26 protein-coding genes are annotated in these 24770 nt (G+C 73.2%); 7 read left to right on the top strand and 19 right to left on the bottom strand.

From position 1 onward, the window contains the following. Positions 1-18 precede the first annotated feature (18 nt). The 3 genes from ACIA5A_RS25470 (at position 19) to ACIA5A_RS25460 (ending at position 4843) form a co-directional block, all read left to right on the top strand. Positions 19-1467, top strand: coding sequence for a 3' terminal RNA ribose 2'-O-methyltransferase Hen1 (locus ACIA5A_RS25470; protein ID WP_396766968.1), 1449 nt, complete (start codon positions 19-21; stop codon positions 1465-1467). Continuing rightward, positions 1464-3980: a polynucleotide kinase-phosphatase gene (locus tag ACIA5A_RS25465; protein WP_396766966.1), complete on the top strand. Its 2517-nt coding sequence runs from the start codon at positions 1464-1466 to the stop codon at positions 3978-3980. Before ACIA5A_RS25470 ends, ACIA5A_RS25465 begins: the two co-directional genes overlap by 4 nt. An 80-nt stretch (positions 3981-4060) precedes the next feature. Next, a complete protein-coding gene (locus ACIA5A_RS25460; RefSeq protein ID WP_396766983.1) occupies positions 4061-4843 on the top strand; it encodes a DedA family protein in 783 nt (260 codons plus the stop codon). Positions 4844-5060: 217 nt separating this feature from the next. Here ACIA5A_RS25460 and ACIA5A_RS25455 read toward each other — a convergent pair whose 3' ends face one another. From ACIA5A_RS25455 to ACIA5A_RS25385, 15 genes are all read right to left on the bottom strand, one after another. Continuing rightward, complete coding sequence (locus ACIA5A_RS25455) at positions 5061-5438, bottom strand: helix-turn-helix transcriptional regulator (protein WP_007073957.1); 378 nt, start codon at positions 5436-5438, stop codon at positions 5061-5063. Between the two features lie 57 nt (positions 5439-5495). Further along, positions 5496-6035, bottom strand: coding sequence for an orotate phosphoribosyltransferase (pyrE, locus tag ACIA5A_RS25450; RefSeq protein WP_358041254.1), 540 nt, complete (start codon positions 6033-6035; stop codon positions 5496-5498). 155 nt (positions 6036-6190) lie between these two features. Beyond that, complete coding sequence (locus tag ACIA5A_RS25445) at positions 6191-6991, bottom strand: SDR family NAD(P)-dependent oxidoreductase (protein ID WP_396766964.1); 801 nt, start codon at positions 6989-6991, stop codon at positions 6191-6193. Next, positions 6988-7686, bottom strand: coding sequence for a hypothetical protein (locus ACIA5A_RS25440; protein ID WP_396766962.1), 699 nt, complete (start codon positions 7684-7686; stop codon positions 6988-6990). Before ACIA5A_RS25440 ends, ACIA5A_RS25445 begins: the two co-directional genes overlap by 4 nt. A 73-nt stretch (positions 7687-7759) precedes the next feature. Then, positions 7760-8554 (bottom strand): hypothetical protein, encoded by a 795-nt coding sequence (locus tag ACIA5A_RS25435; protein ID WP_396766960.1) that lies wholly within the window; start codon positions 8552-8554, stop codon positions 7760-7762. Positions 8555-8621: 67 nt separating this feature from the next. Continuing rightward, positions 8622-9620: a hypothetical protein gene (locus ACIA5A_RS25430; RefSeq protein WP_396766982.1), complete on the bottom strand. Its 999-nt coding sequence runs from the start codon at positions 9618-9620 to the stop codon at positions 8622-8624. A 40-nt stretch (positions 9621-9660) separates the two neighbouring features. Beyond that, positions 9661-11229, bottom strand: a complete 1569-nt coding sequence (locus ACIA5A_RS25425; RefSeq protein WP_396766958.1) for a polyamine aminopropyltransferase — start codon at positions 11227-11229, stop codon at positions 9661-9663. Beyond that, positions 11226-12047 carry a hypothetical protein gene (locus ACIA5A_RS25420; protein WP_396766956.1) on the bottom strand — a complete coding sequence of 274 codons (822 nt, stop codon included), beginning with the start codon at positions 12045-12047 and terminating at the stop codon, positions 11226-11228. Before ACIA5A_RS25420 ends, ACIA5A_RS25425 begins: the two co-directional genes overlap by 4 nt. Then, positions 12047-12469: a DUF350 domain-containing protein gene (locus tag ACIA5A_RS25415; protein ID WP_091062136.1), complete on the bottom strand. Its 423-nt coding sequence runs from the start codon at positions 12467-12469 to the stop codon at positions 12047-12049. Before ACIA5A_RS25415 ends, ACIA5A_RS25420 begins: the two co-directional genes overlap by 1 nt. Positions 12470-12502: 33 nt before the next feature. Next, positions 12503-12928, bottom strand: coding sequence for a DUF4247 domain-containing protein (locus ACIA5A_RS25410; RefSeq protein ID WP_396766954.1), 426 nt, complete (start codon positions 12926-12928; stop codon positions 12503-12505). Continuing rightward, positions 12925-13419 carry a DUF2617 family protein gene (locus ACIA5A_RS25405; protein WP_396766953.1) on the bottom strand — a complete coding sequence of 165 codons (495 nt, stop codon included), beginning with the start codon at positions 13417-13419 and terminating at the stop codon, positions 12925-12927. The genes ACIA5A_RS25410 and ACIA5A_RS25405 overlap by 4 nt, the downstream gene beginning before the upstream one ends. 2 nt (positions 13420-13421) lie before the next feature. Beyond that, positions 13422-14057, bottom strand: a complete 636-nt coding sequence (locus tag ACIA5A_RS25400; RefSeq protein ID WP_396766951.1) for a DUF4178 domain-containing protein — start codon at positions 14055-14057, stop codon at positions 13422-13424. Between the two features lie 93 nt (positions 14058-14150). After that, positions 14151-14516, bottom strand: coding sequence for a hypothetical protein (locus ACIA5A_RS25395; RefSeq protein ID WP_396766950.1), 366 nt, complete (start codon positions 14514-14516; stop codon positions 14151-14153). A 185-nt stretch (positions 14517-14701) separates the two neighbouring features. Then, entirely contained in the window at positions 14702-17293 is a 2592-nt protein-coding gene (gene clpB / locus ACIA5A_RS25390; protein WP_396766948.1) for an ATP-dependent chaperone ClpB, read from the bottom strand. A gap of 86 nt (positions 17294-17379) precedes the next feature. Then, on the bottom strand, positions 17380-18024 hold the full coding sequence (locus tag ACIA5A_RS25385) for a TetR/AcrR family transcriptional regulator (RefSeq protein ID WP_396766946.1): 645 nt from the start codon (positions 18022-18024) through the stop codon (positions 17380-17382). Positions 18025-18107: 83 nt separating this feature from the next. Here ACIA5A_RS25385 and ACIA5A_RS25380 point away from each other — a divergent pair, with 83 nt between their 5' ends. The 4 genes from ACIA5A_RS25380 (at position 18108) to ACIA5A_RS25365 (ending at position 21619) form a co-directional block, all read left to right on the top strand. Further along, positions 18108-19241 carry an epoxide hydrolase family protein gene (locus ACIA5A_RS25380; protein WP_396766944.1) on the top strand — a complete coding sequence of 378 codons (1134 nt, stop codon included), beginning with the start codon at positions 18108-18110 and terminating at the stop codon, positions 19239-19241. A gap of 62 nt (positions 19242-19303) precedes the next feature. After that, a complete protein-coding gene (locus ACIA5A_RS25375; protein ID WP_091062123.1) occupies positions 19304-19804 on the top strand; it encodes a cation:proton antiporter regulatory subunit in 501 nt (166 codons plus the stop codon). 5 nt (positions 19805-19809) lie between these two features. Continuing rightward, complete coding sequence (locus ACIA5A_RS25370; RefSeq protein WP_396766942.1) at positions 19810-21021, top strand: cation:proton antiporter; 1212 nt, start codon at positions 19810-19812, stop codon at positions 21019-21021. 169 nt (positions 21022-21190) lie between these two features. After that, a complete protein-coding gene (locus ACIA5A_RS25365; protein WP_396766940.1) occupies positions 21191-21619 on the top strand; it encodes a hypothetical protein in 429 nt (142 codons plus the stop codon). 184 nt (positions 21620-21803) lie between these two features. Here ACIA5A_RS25365 and ACIA5A_RS25360 read toward each other — a convergent pair whose 3' ends face one another. The 4 genes from ACIA5A_RS25360 to grpE form a co-directional block, all read right to left on the bottom strand. Continuing rightward, positions 21804-22010 (bottom strand): hypothetical protein, encoded by a 207-nt coding sequence (locus tag ACIA5A_RS25360; RefSeq protein ID WP_013283368.1) that lies wholly within the window; start codon positions 22008-22010, stop codon positions 21804-21806. A gap of 242 nt (positions 22011-22252) precedes the next feature. Beyond that, positions 22253-22693, bottom strand: coding sequence for a heat shock protein transcriptional repressor HspR (locus ACIA5A_RS25355; RefSeq protein ID WP_396766938.1), 441 nt, complete (start codon positions 22691-22693; stop codon positions 22253-22255). A gap of 24 nt (positions 22694-22717) precedes the next feature. Further along, complete coding sequence (dnaJ, locus tag ACIA5A_RS25350; RefSeq protein WP_396766937.1) at positions 22718-23902, bottom strand: molecular chaperone DnaJ; 1185 nt, start codon at positions 23900-23902, stop codon at positions 22718-22720. Positions 23903-23981: 79 nt separating this feature from the next. Next, a complete protein-coding gene (grpE, locus tag ACIA5A_RS25345) occupies positions 23982-24734 on the bottom strand; it encodes a nucleotide exchange factor GrpE (RefSeq protein ID WP_396766935.1) in 753 nt (250 codons plus the stop codon). Positions 24735-24770 lie beyond the last annotated feature (36 nt).

The following is a 24770-nucleotide window of genomic DNA, read 5'->3' as shown; positions in this document are numbered from 1 at the left end:
CAAGGGATCATCGATCCCGTGCTGCTGACCCTCACCACGACCCACCACCCCGCGACCGACCTCGGCCACCTCCTCGTCAAGCACCCGGGCCGCGTGCAGAGCTTCGACCTGCCCACCGGTGCCGCGCACGTGTTCTATCCCGAGGCGGACGAGGCGCGGTGCACGGCGGCGCTGCTGGTCGAGGTGGATCCGCTGAAGTTGGGCGGCGCCCGGGGCCGCCGGCAGTCGGCGGCCCCGGAGAGCTTCACCCTCGGGCAGTACGTCAACGACCGCCCGTACGCGGCCTCCAGCCTGCTCTCGTCGGCGCTGGCGAAGGTGTTCCGCTCGGCGCTGCGCGGCGAGTCCCGGGACCGGCCGGAGCTGGCCGCCACCGCGATCCCGCTGACCGTCCGGGTGCCGGTGCTGCGCTGCCGCGGCGGCGCCGACCTGGCGGTACGGGTCTTCGCCCCGCTCGGCTGGACGGTGACGGCCATCCCGATCCCGCTCGACGAGGCGTACCCGGAATGGGGTGACAGCCGCTACGTCGACCTGACGCTTACCGGGTCGCTGCGGCTCGCCGACGCCCTCAACCACCTGTACGTGCTGCTGCCGGTGCTGGACGACGCGAAGCACTACTGGGTCGCGCCGGACGAGGTGGACAAGCTGCTGCGGGCCGGCTCGGGTTGGCTGGCCGGGCACCCGGAGCGCGGTCTGATCATCCGCCGCTACCTGGCGCACCGCCGGGCGCTGGCCGGCGCGGCCCTGGCCCGCCTCACCGCGCTGCACCCGGCCGACGAGCCACCCGCCGACGACAGCGTCGAGGCCGGCACCGGAGAAGGCCGGGTGGAGGACGTCCACCGCGCCTCGCTGGCGACGCAGCGGCGGGAGGCGGTGCTCGCGGCGGTGCGGGACAGCGGCGCGAGCCGGGTGCTGGACCTGGGCTGCGGCGGCGGCGCGCTGCTCACCGCTCTGGTGGCCGACCGCCGGTTCACCGAGGTGGTGGGTGTGGACGTGGCCGACCGGTCGCTCGCCCTGGCGGCGCGGCGGCTGCGGCTGGACCGGCTGCCGGAGCGGCAGCGGGAGCGGATCCACCTGCGCCAGTCGGCGCTGACCTACCGCGACGACCGGCTGCGCGGCTACGACGCGGCGGTGCTGATGGAGGTGGTCGAGCACCTCGACCCGCCCCGCCTGCCGGCGCTCCAGGACGCGGTGTTCGGTCACGCCCGACCCGGCACGGTGGTGGTGACCACGCCGAACGTGGAGTACAACGTCCGCTACGAGGGGCTCGGGCCGGACCGGTTCCGGCACGCCGACCACCGGTTCGAGTGGACCCGGGCGGAGTTCGCCGGCTGGGTGGAGCGGGTGGCGGCGGCGCACGGCTACACCGCCACGATCACCGGTGTCGGCGACACCGACCCGGAGGTGGGCACCCCGACCCAGATGGCGATCTTCACCCGCGACGACCGGAACGAGGAGACGGACCGATGACCGTGCTGGACATTCCCGAGCTGGCGCTGGTGGCGCTGGTCGGCGTCTCCGGCGCCGGCAAGTCGACGTTCGCGCGCCGGCACTTCGCGCCCAGCCAGGTGCTCTCCTCGGACATGTTCCGTGGGCTGGTCGCCGACGACGAGAACGACCAGGCCGCGTCCGCCGACGCGTTCGACGCGCTGCACCACGTGGCCGGCATCCGGCTGCGGCGGGGGCGACTGACCGTGGTGGACGCGACGAACCTCCAGCCGCACGCCCGGGCCGGGCTGATCCGGGTGGCCCGGGAGCACGACGTGCTGCCGGTGGCCGTCGTGCTGGACGTGCCGGAGGCGGTGGCCTGGGAGCGCACCGAGGCGCGCGCCGACCGCACGCACGGCCGGCCGGTGCTCACCCGGATGCGGCGTGACCTGCGGCAGTCGTACGGGCGGCTGGCCCGGGAGGGCTTCCGCAAGGTGCACGTGCTGCGCGGGGTGGCGGAGATCGACGCCGCCGAGGTCCGCTACGAGCGGCTGTTCAACGACCGGCGGGAGCTGACCGGCCCGTTCGACGTGATCGGTGACGTGCACGGCTGCCGCAGCGAGCTGGAGGCGCTGCTGTCCCGGCTCGGTTACGCGCTGCGCCGCGACGACGCCGGCCGCCCGGTGGACGCGACGCACCCCGCCGGGCGTACCGCGGTCTTCGTCGGTGACCTGGTGGACCGCGGCCCGGACTCGCCCGGCGTGCTCCGCCTGGTGATGGGCATGGTGGCGGCCGGCCACGCGATCTGCGTGCCGGGCAACCACGAGCAGAAGCTGCTGCGCAAGCTGCGCGGCCGGGACGTGCGGCTCACCCACGGCCTGGCCGAGACGATGGCGCAGCTCGCCGCGGAGCCGGCGGAGTTCGTCGCCGAGGCGGAGACGTTCATCGACGGCCTGGTCAGCCACTACGTGCTGGACGGCGGCCGGCTGGTGGTGGCGCACGCCGGGCTCAAGGAGGCCTACCACGGCCGGGCGTCCGGCCGGGTGCGGTCGTTCGCGCTGTACGGCGAGACGACCGGCGAGACCGACGAGTACGGCCTGCCGGTGCGCTACCCGTGGGCGCGCGACTACCGGGGTTCGGCCATGGTCGTGTACGGGCACACGCCGACGCCGGAGCCGGAGTGGGTCAACAACACCATCTGCCTGGACACCGGTTGCGTGTTCGGCGGGAAGCTGACCGCGCTGCGCTACCCGGAGAAGGAGCTGGTGGCGGTGCCGGCCGAGCGGGAGTGGTACGCCCCGGCCCGCCCGCTGGTCCCGCCGACGCCGGCGCGGCCGGACACGGTGCTGGACCTGGCCGACGTGACCGGTCGCCGGCACCTGACCCACGCGTACGGGTCGCTGACCGTGCCGGCCGAGAACGCCGCCGCCGCGCTGGAGGTGATGAGCCGGTACGCGGTCGACCCGGGCCGGCTGGTGTGGCTCCCGCCGACCATGGCGCCCTGCTCGACGTCGACGGTGGAGGGGTTCCTGGAGCACCCGGCGGAGGCGTTCGCCGACTACCGCGCGGCCGGCGTGGAGCGGGTGGTCTGCGAGGAGAAGCACATGGGCTCGCGGGCCGTGGTGCTGGTGGAGCGGGAGCCGGGCCGGTTCGGCGGTGGCGTCGTGCACACCCGTACCGGTCGGCCGTTCTTCTCCTCGCCGCTGGACGAGGAGCTGCTGGCCCGGGTGCGCGCGGCGGTGACCACGGCCGGCCTCTGGGCCGAGCTGGACACCGACTGGCTGCTGCTCGACGCGGAGCTGCTGCCCTGGTCGGCGAAGGCCGGCGGGCTGATCCGCGAGCAGTATGCAAGCGTCGGCGCGGCCGGCCGGGCGGCACTGCCCGCGGTGCTGGCCACGGTGGACGCCGCGGCCGGACGAGGGCTGCCCATCGACGGGTTGCGGGCCCGGATGGCCGCGCGGGCGGACGAGGTGACCGCGTACTCGGCGGCCTACCGGGCGTATGTCGGGCCGACCGACGGGCTGCGCGGGGTGACGCTGGCGCCGTTCGCGGTGCTCGCCGGCGCCGGGGTGAGCTACGCGGACCGCGATCACGGCTGGCACCTGGCGCTGGCGGACCGGCTCCGGACGGCCGACCCGGAGTTCTTCACGCCGACCCGGCGGCTGGTGGTGGAGCTGGCCGACGAGACGGCGGTGGCGGCGGCGACGGACTGGTGGCTGACGCTCACCGCCTCCGGCGGCGAGGGCATGGTGGTCAAGCCGTACGCGGGCCTGGCCGCCCGGTCGCCGAAGGGCGCGCTGCTCCAGCCGGGGATCAAGTGCCGGGGCCGGGAGTACCTGCGGATCATCTACGGTCCCGGCTACACCGGGCCGGAGCAGCTCGCCGCGCTGCGCCGGCGGTCGCTGGGCCGCAAGCGCGGCCTGGCCCTGCGCGAGCACGGCCTGGGCCTGGCCGCGCTGGACGCGCTGGCCGAGGACGCCCCGCTGTGGCGTCGCCACGAGCTGGTCTTCGCGATCCTCGCCTGCGAGTCGGAACCGGTCGACCCGCGGCTGTGACGAGGTGGGCCCGGTCCGCCGCGAGGCCGGACCGGGCCCGGGTACCCTTTGTGGCCGTGGACACAGCAGAGAAGACCCGGATGATCTCCGAGAACGTGGCGTTGAACCCGCTCGATCCCAAGGATCTCATCCACACCTTCGGGATGATCGGCGTCTGGGCGATCCTGTTCGCCGAGACCGGTCTGCTGGTCGGCTTCTTCTTCCCGGGTGACTCGCTGCTCTTCCTGGCCGGGGTGGCCGCCTCCCCGGTGGCGGACGCCATCTTCGGTGACGGCACCCGGCTCTCGCTGGCCGGTCTGATGATCGGCGGCCCGATCTGCGCGATCGCCGGCGCCCAGCTCGGGCACTGGCTCGGCGCGCGCTACGGCCGGCGCATGTTCGACAAGCCCAACTCCCGCCTGTTCAAGCGGGAGTACGTGGCGAAGGCGGAGTACTACTTCCAGAAGTTCGGCCCGGCAAAGGCCGTGGTGCTGGCCCGGTTCATCCCGATCGTGCGGACGTTCCTGAACCCGGTGGCCGGGGTGCTCGGCATGCCGGCCCGGCAGTTCTTCGTGTGGAACGTGGTCGGCGCGGTCCTCTGGGTGGACGGCATCCTGCTGATCGGCTACCTGCTGGCGCGCCAGATCTACGACGCCATCGGCGACAAGATCGACAGGTACATCCTGCCGGTGGTCGCACTGATTATCCTGATCTCGGTGCTGCCGATCTTCTTCGAGTTCCTCCGCGACCGGCGGGCGCGCAAGCGCGGCGAGGCGGTCGCGGTGATCGCCGCGGCGACCGCGGCGGGTGCGGTGGACGCGGCCCGGGACGCCGTCGACGGCGACGACCACCCGCACGGGCACGGCGGCCAGCACCGCCGCTGACCGGCACGGACGCCGAAGGCCGGCCCCCGGGTGGGGGCCGGCCTTCGCACCTGACCTGTCGGGTGACGGCAGTCGTCACCCGTTACGACCGATGGCGCCACCCCTCGCACGCCACCGGTCCGGCCCGTGTCCGGTTGGGACCGCCCGCCGGGTTCGGCGCGCGTGCCATCGCGCCGTGGCCTCGGCCGGCCGGCCCGTCGCAGGACGGGCCGTGTCGTCAGCGAGCCTTCTTGGTGGCCCGCTTCCGCGGCGGGGTGAGCAGATCCGCGATCGTGGCGATCGCGGTCGGCACCAGCCGGTAGTACGCCCAGACCCCGCGCTTCTCCCGCTCCAGCAAGCCGGCCTCGGTGAGGATACGCAGGTGGTGGCTGACCGTCGGCTGCGAGAGGCCGAGCGGCGCGGTGAGGTCACACACGCACGCCTCCCCCTCGGGAGCCGACTGGATCAGGCTGAGCAGCCGCAGCCGGGCGGGGTCGGCGAGGGCCTTGAGGACCCCCGCGAGCCGCTCGGCATCGGCGCGTTCGATCGGCTCGCCGGCAAGCGGCGAGATCTGAGGCATGGTCATTTCAGCCAACGCAGTTCCCACGTATTCCATCCTTCCACCAGCAGCATCGATCCGCCTGCATATCAGCAGATCCGAATCGGCAAACTTTTAGGCCACAAGGCCGAGGTCAGCCAACGTATAGGCCGCCCGATAAGGCAATCCGGCGGCTCGCACCGCGTCGCCGGCACCTCGATCAACAATAACCGCAACACCCACGACTTCCGCCCCGGCCTCACGCAACGCCTCGATGGCGGTCAACACACTTCCGCCCGTGGTCGAGGTGTCCTCCACCGCCAGGACCCGCCGCCCGGTCACGTCCGGCCCCTCGATGCGACGCTGGAGGCCGTGCGCCTTGCCCGCCTTGCGGACCACGAACGCGTCCAGCGGGCGGTCGGTGCCGGCCGAGGCGTGCAGCATCGCGACGGCCACCGGGTCGGCGCCCAGGGTCAGCCCGCCGACCGCGTCGTACGCCCAGTCCGCGGTGAGGTCGCGCATCACCCGGCCGATCAGCGGGGCGGCCTGGTGATGGAGCGTGACGCGACGCAGATCGACGTACCAGTCCGCTTCGCGGCCCGAGGAGAGCACGACCCGACCGTGGACCACGGCCAGGTCAGTGATGAATTTACGCAGGTCGTCGTGGTCCCCCATGGCAACAGAGCGTACTTCGCGAGTCTGTGCGCCGTCCGTGGGGTCCGCCGCGGTCAGCCCGGTGGGCGACCGACGAGTGGCGATGCCCGGCTACGCTGCGCGACCGTCCATCCCGGTCCGTGGTCGTGCGATCCGGGGGACGGGACCGCGTCCGGTCAGTCGCGCGTCCGGTCGACCCGGCCCCGGGTGTCGCGGGTGAACCGCCGCAGCAACCCCTTGGGCGCGTGTCGTAGCCCGGCCACGGCCGCCTTGTACTTCCAGTCCGGCACGCTCACCAACTTGCCTTTACGCAGGTCAAGCAGCCCTTCATCGACGACGGAGTCGGGCCGCAGCCAGGCCCAGGCGGGCAGCCGCGACATGTCGATGCCGGCCCGCTCGTGGTTTCCGGTGCGCGTGTAGCCGGGGCAGAGCGCCATCACGCGCACGCCGAGCGGTGCCACCGACTGACCTATCGACTCACTGAAATTCGTCACCCACGCCTTGCTGGCGGAGTAGGTCGATCCCGGCATGGGTACACCGAAACCCGCTACCGAAGAGACATTTATCACTGCCCCGTCGCCGCGTTCGATCATCGGGCCGAGTGCGGCGTGGGTCAACCGGAGCACCGCGAGCACGTTGAGCCGCAGCAACCGGAACTCGTCCGGAACCGCCGAGCGGACGAACGGGGTGTTCAGACTGATCCCTGCGTTGTTCACCAACAGGTCGACGGGCGAGCCGTCGGTCAGCCGGCGCTCCACCGCGGCGCAACCGTCGTCGGTGGACAGGTCCGCCGGGATCGTTCTCACCTCGACGCCGTGCCGACCGGCCAGCTCCGTCGCCAGGGCGTCCAGCCGGGCGAAGTCCCGGGCCACCAGGACCAGGTCCCAGCCGTCGGCGGCGAGCCGGCGCGCGAACGCCTCGCCGATGCCCAGGGTGGCGCCGGTGACGACGGCACGGCGGCGAGCGGGCGCGGTCACGGGCGGTCCTCCGGAGGCGAGGGCGGGGCGAATCCCGACGGCGGACCCCAGGGCGTCGGACCGGCGACCGGAGCGCCGGACGTGGTGGCGCCGTAACCGGTCGGCGGGCCGGGCGGTCGACCCGTCGGCACCGCCCGGCGCAGGAAGGCGCCGGCCGACGGCAGCGCGAGCAGCCCGGCGACCACCAGATAGCCGAGGATCTGCGCCACCGACAGCGCCGCGTTCACCGGGATCCACCAGGCCGGGTACGCGTCACCGGCCAGCCCCAGCAGGTCGGCGGTGACCCGGTCGTCGGCGCCGAGCCGCAGCGGCGCGGCCCGCTGCCCGACAAGCACCGCGAGACCGCAGCAACCGCAGAGCAGGCCCAGACCGGCGACCACCCAGGTGGCCAGCCGCGCGCCGGGGCGACCGGCGCGCAGGCCGAGCGCGAGCCCGACCAGCAGCAGCGCGGCGAGCACGCCGAGCACGGCGGCCAGCACGGTCGACCCACGCAGCAGGCCGGCCACCCGGTCGACGTCGCCGCCGGAGGCGTCGGTGCCCGTGGCGGCGGCGCGGAACCGCTCCACGGTGCCGCCGGCCACCACCAGGTTCGTCACCGCGTACGCCACGGCGCCGACCGCCATCAGCAGCAGCACCGCCACCGCCGCGACGACCGTGGCCGGCCGGCGGGGCGCGGCCCGATCGGGGTACGACACGACGGATCCCTCCGGTAGGCGTATGGCTTGCAACCTACTCGGAGGGATCGTCGGCGTCGCTGAAATCCTGCCGTCAACTTCCGGGTGGCGGCTCCGGGTCGCGTCGCTCGCCCGACTGGCCGGTCGGACCGGCCGGCGGGTGGTCACCGGGGGTCGCCGGCGGGGTGGTCGGCTGACCCGGCGTCGACGGGTAGCCCGGGTCGCCCGACTGGCCCGGCGTCGACGGGTAGCCCGGGTCGGCGGACTGCCCCGGGGCCGACGGGTACGCCGGGTAGGCGCCGCCCGGCACCGGCGGCTCCCACGCCGCCTTCGGCTTGCGGAAGAACTCGTTCGCCTTCGGCAGCGCCAGCAGGATCAGCGCGCCCAGCAGGGCGAGCAGCGCGACGATGCCGAGCAGCAGGCTGACCGGGCCGTACCAGGACGGCAGCGCGTCCTCCATCCGGCGCTGGATCTCCTGCGTGCTGGGCAGGTCACCGTTGGCGTTGCCGCCGCCGCCCATCATGCCGCCGGAGACACCGTTGAGCAGGCCGCCGCCGGTGCAGCAGAGCAGGAGGCCGCCCACCACCCAGGTGATGATCCGGGAGACGTTGCGCCCCCGGTTGTTCAGCAGCGCGAGCACGACCAGACCGATCGCGAGCAGCAGCGTCAGCACCGACGAGCCGATGGTGAACGCGTACGCGATGTCGCCGGCCGACTCCGCCGACGTGCCGGCGTAGGCGTCCTTGAGCACGTCGCGGATCGTGCCGATGACGGACAGCGTCACGATCAGGTTCAGCACCTGGATGACGGCGACGAGAATGAGCAGCCAACTGGAAAGCGTCACCACACTGGGACGCGCGCGGGGCGGGGTGCCCGGAGCATCGACCATGATTCTCCCTCCCTGGATCAGATGACCACCGTAGCGATCTCGGACCAGACGGGCACGGTAGGAAGGGTCAGCGGTGGGCGGCGCGGCGCAGCCGCCGGTGCTCGGCGGTGACCACACCGAGCAGCGCCAGGTCCAGCGCGACCGCGAACACCGCGCCGAACTGGTTGACCGTGAAGTTGAAGACCTGCCCGAACAGCAGGTCGACGAGCAGGGCCAGTTTGAACAGCCGGAACGCCTCGGTCCGGTCGCGGCGCAGCAGCCACGCCGCCCGCAGGCTCAGCGCGGCGGTGACCAACGCGGTGGCGCTGACGCCGAGCACCGCGCCCCACTCCCGCTCCTGGTCCAGCGCGCCGGTCACCCCGTCGAGGACCACCGCCGCCACTGTCGCCACCGGCTCCACCACCAGCCAGACCACCACCGGCCAGACCAGCCAGCGCCGGTTGACCGCCCAGACGGCGAGCCGCCGGGCCAGGTCGGCGCCGCGCTGCCAGAAGCGCACCGGGGGCGGTTCCCGGCGGGGCACCGCGTCCAGCAACCCGGAGATTGCCGCCTCGGTCTCCGGTCCGGTGCCCTGCACGAGCCGCAGCACGGCGGCCCGGCGCCGGTCGGTGAGCCCGCTGGGCAGGCCGCTGAGCACCACGTCAAGCGCGTTGGCGGTGCGCTCGGCCGGGGTCAGCCGGGCTCGGCCGGTGCGCCCGCGTACCGCCTGGGTGAGCAGGACGAGCAGGGCGAACGCGACGTAGATGATGGCGGCGGCCGGGGCGTAGAAGTAGTCGGTGCGGGCGGTGACGAACTTGCCCACCTCGTCGATGAAGAGCCCGAAGCCGACGCCGCCGACCACCGCCCCGGCGGTGCGCGGGCCGCCGCCGAGGAAGACCAGCGCGATGCCCAGGCCGACGACGAGCAGCAGGCCACCCCAGAGCACGTGCGCGATGTGCAGCCCGCCGCCGCCGAGCTGCGGATAGTTCGTGGCCTGCAGGTAGGCCCGGACGGCCAGCACGGTGACCACGCCGGAGAGCACGAACGCCTGGAGGTACGCGGCCGCGTCGATCGCCCGCGTCGGCAGCCGACGGGACAGCCGGTGGTGTGACCGCATGCCCCGAAACCTAGTAGCCGCGCCACTCCTCGCGGGCGTACTCCAGCACCCTGGGCTGCAACAGCGTCGAGGCGGGCACGTCGACCCGACCCCGGTCGGCGGGGAACGTGCCGGCGGCGGCGAGCACCGCCGGGGTCAGGAATCGCAGCGGCGGCACGTCGGCCGGCAGCGCCAGCTCGGGCGCGGTGCCGCCGGGCGCGGCGAGCACGAAGCCCCAGTCGCCGAAGCTCGGCACGTCGACGTGGTAGGGCACGGTGGTGAAACCGGCCTCCCGCACCGACCGCTCGATCGACCAGTAGGACCGGGGCGCGAAGTAGGGCGACCCGGACTGCACCACCAGCCGGCCGCCCGGGGCCAGCACCGGGCGGATCAGCGAGTAGAACTCGACCGTGTAGAGCTTGGCGGTGGCCGTCTCGTCCGGGTCGGGCAGGTCGGCGATCACCACGTCGAAGCGTTGCGTGGCGGTCCGCAGCCAGCCGAACGCGTCCAGGTTGAGCACCCGCACCCGGGGATCGGTGAGGGACCGGTGGTTCAGGTCGCGCAGTTGCGGCTCGCTGCGGGCCAGCGACACCACCGCCGGGTCGAGGTCGACGAGCGTCACCGAGCGCACATCCGGATACTTCAGGATCTCCCGCGCCGCCAGCCCGTCGCCGGCGCCGAGCACCAGCACGTCGCCGTGCGGCCCGCGCATCGCCGGGTGCACCAGCGCCTCGTGGTAGCGGTACTCGTCCACCGAGCTGAACTGGAGGTCGCCGTTGAGGAACAGCCGCAGGTCGGTGTCGGCGTGGCCGACCTCCCGCACCGAGCGGGTCAGCACGATCTCCTGGTAGCGGCTGCGCTCGGCGTGCACCACCGGGTCGCGGTAGAGCTGCTGGCGGGCGGTCACCTCGAAGTCGTGGGCGGTCACCCACGCGTACCCGAGCAGGAGGCCGACCACGACGGAGCCGGCGCAGAGCCCCACCCGCGCCCGGCGGCCCAGTTCGTCGCGGAACACGGTGAGGACCAGCGCGACGCCGGCCACCGCGTTCACCGCGCCGACCACCAGCGCGCCCTTGAGCTGACCGAAGACCGGCATCAGCAGGAACGGGAAGGCCAGGCCGCCGAGCAGCGCGCCGACGTAGTCGGCGGCGAACAGGTCGGCCACCGCGCTGCCGGCGGACTGCTCCCGGATGCGTTGCAGCATCACCATCAGCAGCGGGATCTCCGCGCCGATCAGCAGGCCGAGCACGAACGCGGTGCCGACCAGCGCCGGGCCGTAGAGGTCGAGCCAGGCGAACGCCGCGTAGAGGCCGAGCACGGAGAGGCCGCCGAGCAGCGCCAGGGTCAGCTCGATCACCGCGAACGCGGGTGCCGCCCGGGACTGCAACGGCTTCGCCACCAGCGCGCCGACGCCCATCGCGAAGACCATCACGCCGAGCACGATCGACGCCTGGCCGACCGCGTCGCCGATCAGGTAGCTGCCGAGCGCGACGAGCGCCAGCTCGTACACCAGGCCGCAGGCCGCGCAGACGAAGACCGCGAGCAGGACCGCCGCGCGGGCCGCCCGCCACCGCGGCCGCGCGGGCACGTCGACGGTCACGCTTCCTCCCGGGTACGCCCGGCGGGTCCCGCCCCGGCGCGCTGCGCGGTCACCGGTCCCCGAGGCTGCCGACCGCTCCCGCTCGGCGCGCCGCGACCCGGAGCGGTCGCCCGGCGGCGCTGCCGCACGCCGACCACGATGAACAGCGCGGCGACCAGCAGTAGGACGGCGGCGGTGATCAGCCAGCCCTTGCGGTCCCGCAGCAGGTCGCTGCCGGCGTCCGCCAGTGGGGCGGGCGTGCCGGACGGCGCCGGGGTCGCGGCGGCGGGGGCCGGATCGGCAAGGCCCACCTCGGCGGCGAGCAACGGCAGCACCGTCGTCGCCCGGGTGATCGCCCAGCCGGGCTCGTCGACGAACGCGTCCGCGTCCAGCCCGAAGCGGCCCAGCCCGGAGGCGATCGGGTAGAGGTCGGCCCGCTCGATGTCCGGAGAGCCGTCCACCGCGATGCTCGCCGAGTCCTGCGACTCGCTGCTGGAGGACGTGTAGCGGACGGCGGCGGAGACCTCGATCCAGCGCGGGCAGCGCGGGTCGTCCCGCACCGACGTCCCGTCGCCCAGGTTGGAGCCGACGCTGATCTCGGTGCTCCAGTCGTAGAGCCGCCAGCCGTAGCAGACGCCCTGCCCCTCGAACGCGGAGGCCAGCAGCGGCACGGTGGCGGTCCGCTGCTCGGTCGTCGGCGCTGGCACGTCGGTGCTCTCGCCGCCGTTGACGATCCCGATGGCGCAGGGCACGCCGACGAACAGCCCGAGCACGACGGTCCAGACCACCGCCGTGTTGCGCTTGTCCTTCGCCTTCGCGGCGGCGGCCTTACCGGTCATCAGCTGATCGCGGCGGCGATGATCGCGCCGGTGGCGACGTGCACGGTGGCCGAGATCCAGACCGCCGGGTGCGGCTCCGGGTCGACCAGCAGCTCACCGAGCTTGCCAGGGGTCGCCACGTCGAGCAGCACGAACGCCGCCGCCATGATCACCAGCCCGAGGATCCCGTACGCGGCGGCGCCGACCAGCCCGAGCGCGAAGTCGTCGTCGCTGGCCACGATCGCCGCGACCACCACGGTGCCGACGCCGAGCAGGTTGGAGGCGAGCAGCAGCGTGGCGTTGCGGTTGCGCTCGACCCAGATCAGCTCGTGGAGCTTGCCGGGGGTGGCCAGGTCGACGAGCAGGTAGCCGACGGCCATCAGGACGACGCCCACCACGCCGTACGCGAGGGTGACCAGCAGGTCGGTGACGAGATGCTCCACAGGGACTACTCCAGGGTGAGGGGGTCGGACGGGCTACTTGCCGGCGCCGGGGCCGCCGCCCCGGACGGTGCTGCCTCGGCCCCAGCCCCAGCTGTTGCCGACGACGCCGTGATAGCGGGGATAGGCGGTTCGCATCCGCTCCAGCAGGATCACCGAGCCGACGGCGAGCGGGAGGATCACCACCGAGTCGTCGTCGTAGCGCAGGTAGACGCCGCTGCCGTCGACGTACTGGTCGGCCGGTTGCCAGGTGTCGGTGATCTCCTTCGACACCTGGCTGGGCGACTTGTTCGAGGTGTACGCGATGGCCTGCGAGCCGATGTCCCGCCCGGACGCCCGGGAGAAGTGGTCCTGCACGTAGCCGCGGGGCGAGAAGTTGCCGTAGAAGATCGCGAAGGCGGCGATCAGGGCGCCGACGACGGCGACCGCCACGCCCACCACGAACCACCGTCGATACGTCACAGCTCTTCCACCACCGTCTCGGTCAGGACCAGCTCGTTGTACTGGGGATAGGCGTGCCAGGTGCGCCACGCGAGCGCGCCGGCCGGCGGGTCGGGCGCGACGGCGAGCGCGGTGACCGCGTCCTCGTCGCCGGGAAAGACGCCGACGAGCGCGTACGGGTCGCCGGCCAGCTCGGCGCGGAGCGCCGCGACCCGGGTCCGCAGGCCGTCGCCGGCCGGCCGCAGCACCGTGGCGGTGAAGCGGTAGCCGGCGGCCACGTCGTGCAGCGTGTCCGGCAGGTGCGGCCGGTGGCCGGGCAGGCAGGCGACCGTCTCGGTCAGCGCGCCGGCGACGACCTGGTGGGAGGCGCCGAGCAGGCGCAGCCGCAGCCGCGGTCCACCGGGCAGGTCGAGGTCGCGGACGGCGAGCGCCGGCAGCTCCGGGCCACCGAGGGTCAGGCTCAGGTCGGCGGCGCGGCTGTCGACGTACGGGGCCGCGAGGGCGACGAGCACGCCTACTTCACCTGGTCCGGGCCGCCCTGCGGATAGATCATCACCTCGGCGCGACGGAGTTCCTCACCGAGGTTCACCTCCCAGCCGGCCTCGCCGTACGCCTCGAACGACAGCCGGGCCCCGCCGGGCGCCTGGTAGTCGTGGTAGCGCATGGTGCCGCGCGGGTCGAGGCCGGTGCCCTCGGTCGCGGTGTAGCGGGCCTGGCCGGACTCGTCCCAGTTGTAGCGGCGGCCGGCGATCTCCAGCGTGGGCGCGCCCGGGGTGACGGTGGCGCCCGGCTCGCTGGCCCAGAGCACCATCTCCAGGTCCGGCTCCGCCTCGACGGAGAGCCAGCGCTTCACCCCGCCCGCGTCGTCGAGCAGGTGCTCGGCCCAGCTCCAGCCGCCCTCGACCAGGTGCACCGAGCCGCGCACGGTGTAGGGCACCTGACGGATCTCGACGATGTCGCCGGGCTTGAGCGCGCGCGGGTCGCCGCGCAGCGCGTCCGAGTCCCGGTCCCGGAACGGGTCACCGGGCGGGGCCGCCTTCGGGCGGGCCGCCGAGCGGGACCTGCGCAGGGCGATCACGGCGACCACCACACCGGCCACCCCGAGCAGACACCCCAGCGTGGCCACCACGTACGCCACCGAACCGTTCACGACCGCCTCCCCCCAACGTGCATCGGCGGAGACGGTAACAACCCCGCGCACCTCGGACGTAGTGCTGTTCGCTGAGTGTGTGATCAGCTACGGTCAGCCGCCGGCCAGGCGTTCGGCGGCGTACTCGCGCAGCGTCGTCCGGCCCATCACGCAGCCGCTGAACGTGGTGAACTCACCGTCGTCGCCGCGCAGCCGCTCCCAGGCGTCCCGCCCGGCGGCCGGGTCGACCGCCTCCAGCAGCGTCGCCGCGTAGGCCCGGCCGGCCGGCGAGCCCTTCTTGAGCAGCCGTTCGATCCGCTTCCGGGCCGCCTCCGGCTGCTCGCGCAGTTCCTGCTCCAGCAGCCGGTACGCCTCGGTCGCGGGCAGAATCTGCCCCGCGAACCCGACCCCGCCGAACGCCAGGGTGTCCGCGTCGTCGAGTTCCCGCACGGCCTGGTCCAGTTCCCGCTTCCCGCTCATACCCCACTATGTGCCCACCCCACCCCCTCCTCACCCCTACCCACCCCCACCCCCACCTCGGTGATCAAGGAGTTTGCGTCGGGCCTGGACCCGACGGGTGGCACAAACCCCTTGATCAACGGGGGAAGTGGGGACGGGCAGGACGAAGGCCCGGCCGAGGGCCGGGCCTTCGTGGGGGGAGGGCGTCAGGCGGAGGTGACCGCCAGGGCGTCCTTCGTGTCCGCCAGGTCGACCCGGACGGTGTCGCCGTCGCGGATGTCGCCGGACAGGAGCGCCTTGGCGAGGCGGTCGCCGATGGCCGACTGCACCAGGCGGCGCAGCGGCCGGGCACCGTAGATCGGGTCGTACCCGTGCTCGGCCAGCCACAGCCGGGCGGCGTCGCTGATCTCCAGGCCCAACCGGCGGTCGGCCAGCCGGCGGCGCATCCGGTCGAGCTGGATGTCGACGATCGCGCGCAGGTCCTCGCCCTGAAGCGCGGCGAACACCACGATGTCGTCGAGCCGGTTGAGGAACTCCGGCTTGAAGTGCGACCGGACCACCGCGAGCACGCCCTCCCGGCGCTCGTCCTCGGTCAGCGTCAGGTCACTGATCACCGCCGAGCCGAGGTTCGAGGTGAGGATCAGGATCGCGTTGCGGAAGTCCACCGTGCGGCCCTGACCGTCGGTGAGCCGGCCGTCGTCGAGCACCTGGAGCAGCACGTCGAAGACGTCCGGGTGGGCCTTCTCCACCTCGTCCAGCAGGATCACCGAGTACGGCCGGCGGCGCACCGCCTCGGTGAGCTGACCGCCCTCCTCGTAGCCGACGTAACCGGGCGGGGCGCCGACCAGCCGGGCCACCGAGTGCTTCTCGCCGTACTCGCTCATGTCGATGCGGACCATGGCCCGCTCGTCGTCGAAGAGGAACTCGGCGAGCGCCTTGGCCAGCTCGGTCTTGCCGACGCCGGTCGGGCCGAGGAAGAGGAAGCTGCCGGTGGGGCGGTCCGGGTCGGCGACGCCGGCCCGGGCGCGGCGGACCGCGTCGGAGACCGCGCCGACCGCCTCGGCCTGGCCGACCACCCGGGAGCCCAGCGACTCCTCCATCCGCAGCAGCTTGGCGGTCTCGCCCTCCAGCAGCCGGCCGGCCGGGATGCCGGTCCAGGAGGCGACCACGGCGGCGATGTCGTCCGCGCCGACCTCCTCCTTGAGCATCGCGCCGTCGGCCTGGAGCCGGGCCAGTTCCTCCTCGGCCTGCCGCAGCTCGCCCTGGAGCGCGGGGATCCGGCCGTAGCGCAGCTCGGCGGCGCGTTCCAGCTCACCGTCGCGTTCGGCCCGCTCGGCCTCGCCGCCCAGGCGCTCCAGCTCCTCCTTGGCGGTGGAGAGCTTGGTGATGTGGCTCTTCTCGGTCTGCCAGCGCTCGGAGAGCGCGGTGAGCTGCTCGCGCTTGTCGGCCAACTCCTTGCGCAGCCGCTCCAGGCGCTCCGCGGAGGCGGCGTCGGGCTCCTTGGCCAGCGCCATCTCCTCGATCTCCAGCCGGCGCACCGCCCGCTCGATCTCGTCCACCTCCACCGGCCGGGAGTCGATCTCCATGCGCAGTCGGGACGCGGACTCGTCGACCAGGTCGATCGCCTTGTCCGGCAGGAACCGGTCGGTGATGTAGCGGTCGGAGAGCGCGGCGGCGGCGACCAGCGCGGCGTCGGTGATCCGGACGCCGTGGTGCACCTCGTAGCGCTCCTTGAGCCCGCGCAGGATGCCGATGGTGTCCTCGATGGTCGGCTCGCCGACGAGCACCGGCTGGAAGCGACGCTCCAGCGCCGGGTCCTTCTCGATGTGCTCGCGGTATTCGTCGAGCGTGGTCGCGCCGACCATCCGCAGCTCGCCACGGGCCAGCATCGGCTTGAGCATGTTGCCGGCGTCCATCGAGCCCTCGCCCTTGCCCGCGCCGACCACGGTGTGCAGCTCGTCGAGGAACGTGATGACCTGCCCGTCGGAGTTCTTGATCTCCTCCAGGACGGACTTCAGCCGCTCCTCGAACTGCCCGCGGTAGGACGCGCCGGCGACCATGGCGCCGAGGTCGAGCGAGACGAGCTTCTTGTCCCGCAGCGACTCGGGGACGTCGCCGGCCACGATCCGCTGGGCCAGACCCTCGACGATGGCGGTCTTGCCGACGCCCGGCTCGCCGATCAGCACCGGGTTGTTCTTGGTACGCCGGGACAGCACCTGGATCACCCGGCGGATCTCCGAGTCCCGGCCGATCACCGGGTCGATCTTGCCGTCCCGGGCGCTCGCGGTGAGGTCGACGCCGTACTTGGCCAGCGCCTGGTAGGTCTGCTCCGGGTCGGCGGTGGTGACCCGCCGGTCCCCACCCCGGACGGTCGGGAACGCGGCGACCAGGTTCTCCTCGGTGGCGCCGGCGGTCTTCAGCGCGACCGAGACCGCGCCGCCGACCCGGGCCAGCCCGGCCAGCAGGTGCTCGGTGGAGGTGTATTCGTCGCCCAGCGGCCGGGCGATCTGCTCGGCGGCGCCGATGGCGTTGACGAACTCGCGGGCCAGGGTCGGCTCGGCCAGGCTGGACCCGCGCGCGGCGGGCAGCGTGTCGACCGAGCGCAGCGCCACCCGGCGCAGCTCGGCCGGGTCGGCCCCGACGGCGCGCAGCAGGCCCGCGGCGGTCGAGCCGTCGGTGTCCAGCAGTGACAGCAGCAGGTGCCAGGGCTCCACGGTGGCGTGGCCGCGCTGGTTCGCCAGCGCGACAGCACCGGTGATGGTCTCGCGGCTCTTGGTGGTGAGGCGTTCCGTGTTCATGGGCTCCCCCGGGATCGGCGTGTCCACTGGGAACGACACAACCAGACTTGAGTCTATTCCGCTCAACTCCGGAGCTGTGACCCGAGTCACTTCCCGGTCGACCGCCACCGCCAGTCGAACTCCCCCGCCGCCGGCGGCGGACCGGGCAGCGCCGGACCCGGCGCCGCCAGCCCGGCCAACAGCACCGCGAGGTGGCGGCGGCGCAACTGCCGGGTCCGCTCCGGATCGGGTACGCGGATCGCCGCGCACCCCTCCAACAGCAGCCCGACGTCCTGCGTGACCGCGTCCGGTCGAAGCCGCCCGGCGCTCCGCGCCCGCTCGACCAGCACCTCGACCAGCTCGGTCGCGCGCACCGCGGTGCGACCCATCTCCTCGGTCGGGGTGAACGTGCCGGCCAGGTGCACGGTCAGGGAGTGCACGTCGGCGTCGACGACACGCTCCAGGAAGCCGGCGAACGCGGCCCAGTCGTCCGGCTCGGCGGCAGCCTCCTCGGCCGCCGCGACGAACCGGCGCAGTCCGTCGTCGCAGAGCGTGCGCAGCAGGTCCTCCTTGCCGGCGTACCGCCGGTAGAGGGCGCTGATGCCGACGCCCGCCCGCTCGGCGACGGCGGCGATGGGCGCCTTCGGATCGTCCAGGAAGACGGCCCGGGCGGCGGCCAGGATCGTGGCGTCGTTGCGCGCCGCCTGCGCGCGCCGGCCGGCCATCGGCGGGGAGTCGGTCGGGTTCGACATGCGCCGAAGGATAGCAGTGGAACGGATCGTTCCGATCTGCTATCGTAAAGCGGAACGAAGCATTCCGTTCCGAGGGAGAAGCCATGTCGGACGCCATCCGCCCCTACCGCGTCGAGATCCCGCAGACCGCCCTGGACGACCTCGCAACCCGGCTCGACCGGACCGTCTGGCCGGACGAGCTGCCGGGCGTCGGCGCCGCCTACGGCACGCCCACCGAGCGGGTCCGCGCCCTGGCGACGTACTGGCGGCAGACGTTCGACTGGCGGGCGGTCGAGGCCCGGCTGAACGCCCACCCGCAGTTCGTCACCGAGATCGACGGCGAGGAGATCCACTTCCTGCACGTCCGGTCGTCCCGGGCGGACGCCACAGCGCTGGTGCTCACCCACGGCTGGCCCGGCTCGGTGGTGGAATACCTGGACGTGATCGCCCCGCTCACCGAGCCGGCCGACCCGGACGCGCCCGCGTTCCACCTGGTGATCCCGTCGCTGCCCGGCTTCGGCTTCTCCGGCCCCACCCGCAGCGCCGGCTGGAACCGGTTCCGCACCGCCCGCGCCTGGGCCGAGCTGATGGCCCGCCTCGGCTACCGGCGCTACGGCGCGGTCGGCAACGACGCCGGCTCGATGGTCTCGCCCGAACTGGGCCGGCTCGACGCGGAGCACGTGCTCGGTGTGCACGTCACCCAGCTCTTCTCGTTCCCGTCCGGCGACCCGGCGGAGTTCGAGGGCCTGACCGAGACCGACCAGGCCGCGTTGCGGCACCTCCAGTGGTTCTACGAGAACAAGTTCTCCTTCAACCAGGTGCACAGCCAGCAGCCGCAGACCCTGGCGTTCGCGCTGGCCGACTCGCCGGCCGGCCTGCTCGCCTGGAACGGGCAACTCCTCGACGAGAGCCTCGACCCGGACTTCGTGCTCGCCAACGTCGCGATCTACTGGTTCACCGGCACTGCCGCCTCGTCGATGCGGTTCTACTGGGAGGACGCGCACGCCACCGGGCAGCCGACCGGGCCGACCACGACGCCGACCGCACTGGCGATGTTCCCCGGCGACTTCCAGTCGATCCGCCGGTTCGCCGACCGGGACCACGCCAACATCGTCAGCTGGCACACCTTCCAGGCCGGTCCCGAGCAGCGCGGTGGCGTCGGCGGCCACTACGCCGCGCACGAGGCGACCGACGTCCTGGTCGGCGACATCCGGCAGTTCTTCGCCGGGCTCCGCTGATCGGGCCGGTCTTCGATCGACCCCGGGAGCAGCACGCGTCGCGCAGAGGTAGCCTCACCGGCGTGCGAGTACGTGTCGAACAGACCGCCTTACCCGGAATCGGCGTCCGTCATGACCTCATGACGGAGTCCGGCCGCCGGCTCGGCGTGGTCTCCCACCGCAATGGCCGCCGCGACCTGGTCCTCTACGACCCGGACGATCCCGACTCCTGTCAGCACGACATACCGCTGACCGACGACGAGGCGGAGGCGCTCGCCGACATCCTCGGCGCGTCGCTGATGCTCGGTCAGCTCTCCGGGCTGCGCGAGCAGGCCGCCGGGCTGCTGACCGAGCAGATCGTCATCCCGGCCGGCTCCAAGTACGTCGGCCGGCGGCTGGGCGACACCAAGGCCCGCACGCGGACCAGCGCGTCCATCGTGGCCGTGCTGCGTCAGGGCGAGGTGAACGTCTCGCCCGACCCCACCTTCCGGTTCGAATCCGGCGACGTGGTCGTCGTGGTCGGCACCCGCCAGGGTCTCGACGGCGTGACAGCGATCCTTGCCGAGACCGATCCGGACGGCTGACGCGTATGCACGAAACCACCATCCTGCTCATCGAGGTCGGGGCGCTGCTGCTCCTGCTCGGCCTGCTGGGCCGGCTGAGCCGTCGCGTCGGCGTCTCGCCCATCCCGCTCTACCTGCTCGCCGGCCTCGCCTTCGGGCACGGCGGCCTGCTGCCGCTCAACGCCAGCGAGGAGTTCTTCGCCGTCGGCGCGGAGATCGGCGTGATCCTGCTGCTGGTCATGCTCGGCCTCGAATACAGCGCCAACGAGCTGGTGGGCAACCTCCGCTCGGCGGCGCCGGCCGGACTGATCGACGCGGTGTTCAACGCGCTGCCCGGCTTCGCCTTCGCGCTGCTGCTCGGCTGGGGCTGGGTCGCCGCAGTGGTGCTCGCCGGCGTCACCTGGGTGTCGTCCTCGGGCGTGATCGCCAAGGTGCTCGGCGACCTGGGCCGGGTCGGTAACCGGGAGACCCCGGTGATCCTCTCCGTCCTGGTGATCGAGGACCTGGCGATGGCCCTCTACCTGCCGCTGGTCACCGCGCTGCTCGCCGGGGTCGGCCTGGTCAAGGGCGGCTTCGCGCTCGCCGTCGCGGTGCTCACCGTGGTCGTCGTGCTGGCCGTGGCGATCCGGTACGGGCACCTGATCTCCACCGCGCTCTCCGCCAAGGATCCGGAGGCGCTCCTGCTCGGGGTGCTCGGCCTGACCCTGCTGGTCGCCGGGCTCGCGGCCAAGCTCCAGGTCTCCGCCGCGGTCGGCGCGTTCCTGGTCGGCATCGCGCTGTCCGGGCCGGTCGCGCACCACGCCACCCAACTGCTCTCCCCGCTGCGGGACCTCTTCGCCGCGGTCTTCTTCGTGTTCTTCGGGCTGGTCACCAACCCGCTGGACATGCCGCCGGTGCTGCTGCCCGCGCTGCTGCTGGCCGTGGTGACCATGGCGACGAAGGTGGCCACCGGCTACCTGGCCGCCCGCCGGGCCGGGATCGCCGAGCCGGGCCGCTGGCGGGCCGGGCTGGCTCTCACCCCGCGCGGCGAGTTCTCCATCGTCATCGCCGGACTCGCCGTCTCCGCCGTCTACCCGGTGGAGCCCAAGCTGGCCGCGCTCGCCACGGCGTACGTGTTGATCACGGTGGTGACGGGCCCGCTGCTCGCCCGGCTGCCGGACACCCCGTGGTTCAAGCAGTGGCTGCGCCAACGCGCCGCCGCCACCCGGGCCGCCGCCCAGGTGAGGGTGGGCGACTGACCTCGGCCGGGCCGGACTCGCGACTCAGCGGGCCGGCCCGGCCAACGGTTGTCAAATTGATTCCGGGAAGGTCTACCACTGCTCCGCCCAACCGCGTTAACGTGTCGGCCCAGCAGCCAGGGTCCGCGGGTGGCCAGCGCCCCCGCCAGCGAACGCGGAAGGTCGGCCGGTGAGCGTGCAGGAAGAGACGTTCCACGGCTTCGCCAACCCGGTCGACCCCACACCCGCCGAGTTGCGGGCCTGGGCCTACCAGCCGGACTCGGTGCCGCTGACCTCCATGCCGCCGGACTGGGACCTGCTGGTCGCCGGTGACCACCTGGTGCAGACGCTGTTCGACCTGGCCATGGACCAGAGCTGTCCGGCCCGCCGGTTCGCGCTGCACTGCCTCTACATCTACGCCGCCGACGGCATCCGGACGAACTTCCGGGCGCACCCGAAGCGGCGCTTCCGGAAGCTTGTCGAGCAGGCCGAGCGCGTCGGTGACGACCTGATGCGCAACTGGGCGCACAACAGCCGGGTCCTGCTCGCCCGCCCCGACCTCTTCGTCTACCGGGACTGGTGCGAGGGCGGCCTGGTCCGCGAAAACCGCCGCCTCTGACCCGGGCGGCCACGAGGTTGACGACGAACGTGATCTCCGCCGCCGCACTCTCCAGGCGTGATCAAGAAGTTTCTGTCGGAGTGGATCTCGGGGGTGACGCGAAGTCCTTGGTCACGTGGGGCGGCAGGGAACGGCGAACGGGCCGGGACCCCCCGTGGGTCCCGGCCCGCACGTCGGCGGATCCTCAGGTCGATCCGCCCTGCTTCTTGCGCCGCTCGTCGTCCCTGGCCCGGTCCACTCCGTGGTCGGTCTGGTCGGCGAAACGTCCTTCCTTGACCTTGTCGCTGAAGCGGCCCTCGGTCACCCGGTCGAACCGCTCCCGGACGTTCTCGGCCACCTTCTCCAGCCGTTCCTCCGCCCGTTCCGCCACCTTCTTCGCCGGTTCCGTCATGGCTCCCCCCGCCAGCCCGGATTCCGATTCAGGGCTTTTATCCCTGATCAGCAGCGTAGTGCACCCCGCTCCACCGCACCCCCCTTTCCGGGCAACCGACGCTTCGGTGGAACGCCACGCGTCCCTCAGCGCGCCGGAGGCACCCATGGCGCTCCACCGACCCGCCGGGCAGGCGGCAGCGACGACGAAGGCCGGCACGCCCGGGAGTGCGGGCGGTGCCGGCCTTCGGACGAACGCGAGCGTCAGCGGTCGGGTGTCCGGCGGGGACGCCAGACCACGAGCGCGGTGGAGGTGCGGTTGGTGGGCACGAGGTCGCCACGGGGAAAGCCACCCAGCGACTCCAGCTCGGCGATCCGCCGGTACGCGGCGTCCAACTCCGCCTCCAGCCGGGCCACCCGCTGCTGCGCCTCCTCCAGGAGCCGCTCCAACCCGATGATCCGCTTGACCCCCGCCAGGTTGATCCCGTCGTCCTGGCTGAGGCGCTGCACCTCGCGGAGCAGCACCACGTCCCGGACGCTGTACCGCCGGCCGCCACCGGCCGCCCGGCCGGCCTGCACCAGGCCCAACCGGTCGTACTGGCGCAGCGTCTGGGGGTGCATGCCCGCCATCCGCGCGGCCACCGAGATCATCAGAATCTTGGCCTCGTAGGCCGGGTCACCCGACCCGGCGTACTCCTCCGACATGCCCGCTCACCTCCGCTGCCGCCGTCAACTGAATCGACGTACCCGCGCTTCGAGATGTTCCCGCGCGGCGGGCGGGGTCTGCGCCGCGAAGGTCTCCAGCGCCGCCCGCGCCTCGTCCGACACCGTCGCCGGGACCACCACGTCCAGCGTGACCAGCAGGTCACCGGCGCGGCCGTCCTTGCGGACGACGCCCTTGCCGCGAGCCCGCAGCACCCGTCCGGCGGGAGTACCCGGCGGCACCCGCAGGGTCACCGTGCCGTCCAGGGTCGGGACCCGCAGGTCGGTGCCGAGGACCGCCTCGGCGTACGTGATCGGGACGTTCAGGGTGAGATCGTCCCCGGTACGCCCGAACAGCTCGTCGGGGCGGACCTTCACGTGCACGAACAGGTCGCCGGCCGGGCCGCCCCGCTCACCGGGTTCCCCCCGCCCGGCCAACCGGATCCGCTGCCCGTCGGCCACCCCGGCCGGGAAGCGCACGTTCAACGTGCGGGTCTTGGTGACCCCGCCGGTGCCGTGGCACTCCGGGCACTTCTCCTCGACGATCGTGCCGACGCCCTGGCAGTTGCGGCACGGCTCGGAGAAGCTGAACGAACCCTGGTTGCGAGTGGTGACCCCGGCGCCGTGGCAGACCGGGCAGGCCACCGGCTGGGTGCCCGGCTTCGCGCCGTTGCCGTGGCAGGTGTCGCAGACCCCGGGCGCGCGCAGGGTCAACGGCAGCGTGACGCCGCGGACCGCGTCGGAGAAGTCGAGCGCCACCTCGGCCTCGACGTCCCGGCCCCGGGCCGGGCCCCGCGCGCGGGCCGCGCCACCGGCGCCGCCGCCGGAGAAGATCGTGCTGAACAGGTCGGTGAAGCCGCCACCGCCGAACCGGTTGTCGCCACCGCCGCCGCCCCCGCCGAACAGGTCGGAGACGTCGAACGGCGCGCCGCCCGGCTGGCCCGCGCCGCGGGCGCCGCGCCGGAACGCGCCCGAGCCGAAGAGCGACCGCATCTCGTCGTACTCGCGCCGCTTCTTCTCGTCGCCGAGCACCGCGTACGCCTCGGAGACGGTCTTGAACCGCTCCTCGGCCCCGGTGTCGCCGGGGTTGTGGTCCGGGTGCGACTCCCGGGCCAGTTTCCGGTACGACTTCTTGATGTCGTCCGAGGAGGCGGACTTGTCCACGCCCAACGCGGCGTAGTAGTCCTTCTCGATCCAGTCCTTGGAACTCACCGGTCCACCCCCTTCCACGGGTCGAATCCCGGTCGTCCCGCCCGCCCGGTGGGGGCGGGCGGGACGTCACGGGTCGGCACTACTCCGGGTCCGCGACCGCGACCAGGGCCGGCCGCAGCAGCCGCTCGCCGAGCTGGTAGCCCCGGCGCATGACCTGCACGCAGGTCGGCTCGGTCACGTCGGCGGAGGTCTGGTGGGCCACCGCCTCGTGCCGGGTCGGGTCGAACGGGTCGCCCTGCTCGCCGAACGCGGTCAGGCCGAACTTGCCCAGCGCCCCGGTGAGCTGCTCGGCCACGCTGCCGAACGGGCCCACCAGGTCGCCGTGCTCACGGGCCCGGTCCAGGTCGTCGAGGATCGGCAGCAGCGCGGTGAGCACCCCGCCGGTCGCCTGCTCCTGGACCAGGTTGCGGTCGCGGTCGACCCGCTTGCGGTAGTTGGCGTACTCCGCCGAGACCCGCTGGAGGTCGCGGGTGCGTTCCTCCAGGTCGGAGCGGAGCGACTCCAGTTCGGCGCCGAGCGGGGCCGTCGTGCCGGCGCTCTCCCCGTTCGGCTCGGCGGGCGCGTCGACCACGGGCGGGCCGGAGACGTCGGCCTCGCCGACGATCTCGTCGACCACGACCTCGGCCTCCTCGACCAGCCCTTCGGCGGGCGCGTCGGCGGCGGCGTCGGCGGCCGAGGCGTCGTTAGCCGGCTCCTCGGTCACCTTGCCGAGCTTGTGCTTGTCGCGGATGACGACCCGCGGCTCGTCGCCGGCGTCCTTGCCGGCGCCCGGGGAGCCACCCGGCGCCGACCCGGTGGAGCCCGGGTCGGCCGCTCGTGGCTTGTCCGTCATGCGGTTACCTCATCCCTCTGCGGTGCGAGTCGTGTC

It is taken from the genome of Micromonospora sp. NPDC051300 (assembly GCF_044455315.1).
Lineage (GTDB): Bacteria > Actinomycetota > Actinomycetes > Mycobacteriales > Micromonosporaceae > Micromonospora > Micromonospora robiginosa.
This window is presented reverse-complemented; position numbering and strand designations above follow the sequence as displayed.

Excerpts from the sequence above, each read along its gene's own strand:
- ACIA5A_RS25420 (WP_396766956.1), bottom strand. The coding sequence starts at position 12,047 with ATGACCGGTAAGGCCGCCGCCGCGAAGGCGAAGGACAAGCGCAACACG.
- ACIA5A_RS25455 (WP_007073957.1), bottom strand. The coding sequence starts at position 5,438 with ATGGAATACGTGGGAACTGCGTTGGCTGAAATGACCATGCCTCAGATC.
- ACIA5A_RS25395 (WP_396766950.1), bottom strand. The coding sequence starts at position 14,516 with ATGAGCGGGAAGCGGGAACTGGACCAGGCCGTGCGGGAACTCGACGAC.
- ACIA5A_RS25435 (WP_396766960.1), bottom strand. The coding sequence starts at position 8,554 with ATGGTCGATGCTCCGGGCACCCCGCCCCGCGCGCGTCCCAGTGTGGTG.
- ACIA5A_RS25360 (WP_013283368.1), bottom strand. The coding sequence starts at position 22,010 with ATGACGGAACCGGCGAAGAAGGTGGCGGAACGGGCGGAGGAACGGCTG.
- pyrE (WP_358041254.1), bottom strand. The coding sequence starts at position 6,035 with ATGGGGGACCACGACGACCTGCGTAAATTCATCACTGACCTGGCCGTG.
- ACIA5A_RS25380 (WP_396766944.1), top strand. The coding sequence starts at position 18,108 with ATGTCGGACGCCATCCGCCCCTACCGCGTCGAGATCCCGCAGACCGCC.
- ACIA5A_RS25385 (WP_396766946.1), bottom strand. The coding sequence starts at position 18,024 with ATGTCGAACCCGACCGACTCCCCGCCGATGGCCGGCCGGCGCGCGCAG.
- grpE (WP_396766935.1), bottom strand. The coding sequence starts at position 24,734 with ATGACGGACAAGCCACGAGCGGCCGACCCGGGCTCCACCGGGTCGGCG.
- clpB (WP_396766948.1), bottom strand. The coding sequence starts at position 17,293 with ATGAACACGGAACGCCTCACCACCAAGAGCCGCGAGACCATCACCGGT.
- ACIA5A_RS25465 (WP_396766966.1), top strand. The coding sequence starts at position 1,464 with ATGACCGTGCTGGACATTCCCGAGCTGGCGCTGGTGGCGCTGGTCGGC.
- ACIA5A_RS25460 (WP_396766983.1), top strand. The coding sequence starts at position 4,061 with ATGATCTCCGAGAACGTGGCGTTGAACCCGCTCGATCCCAAGGATCTC.
- ACIA5A_RS25355 (WP_396766938.1), bottom strand. The coding sequence starts at position 22,693 with ATGTCGGAGGAGTACGCCGGGTCGGGTGACCCGGCCTACGAGGCCAAG.
- ACIA5A_RS25370 (WP_396766942.1), top strand. The coding sequence starts at position 19,810 with ATGCACGAAACCACCATCCTGCTCATCGAGGTCGGGGCGCTGCTGCTC.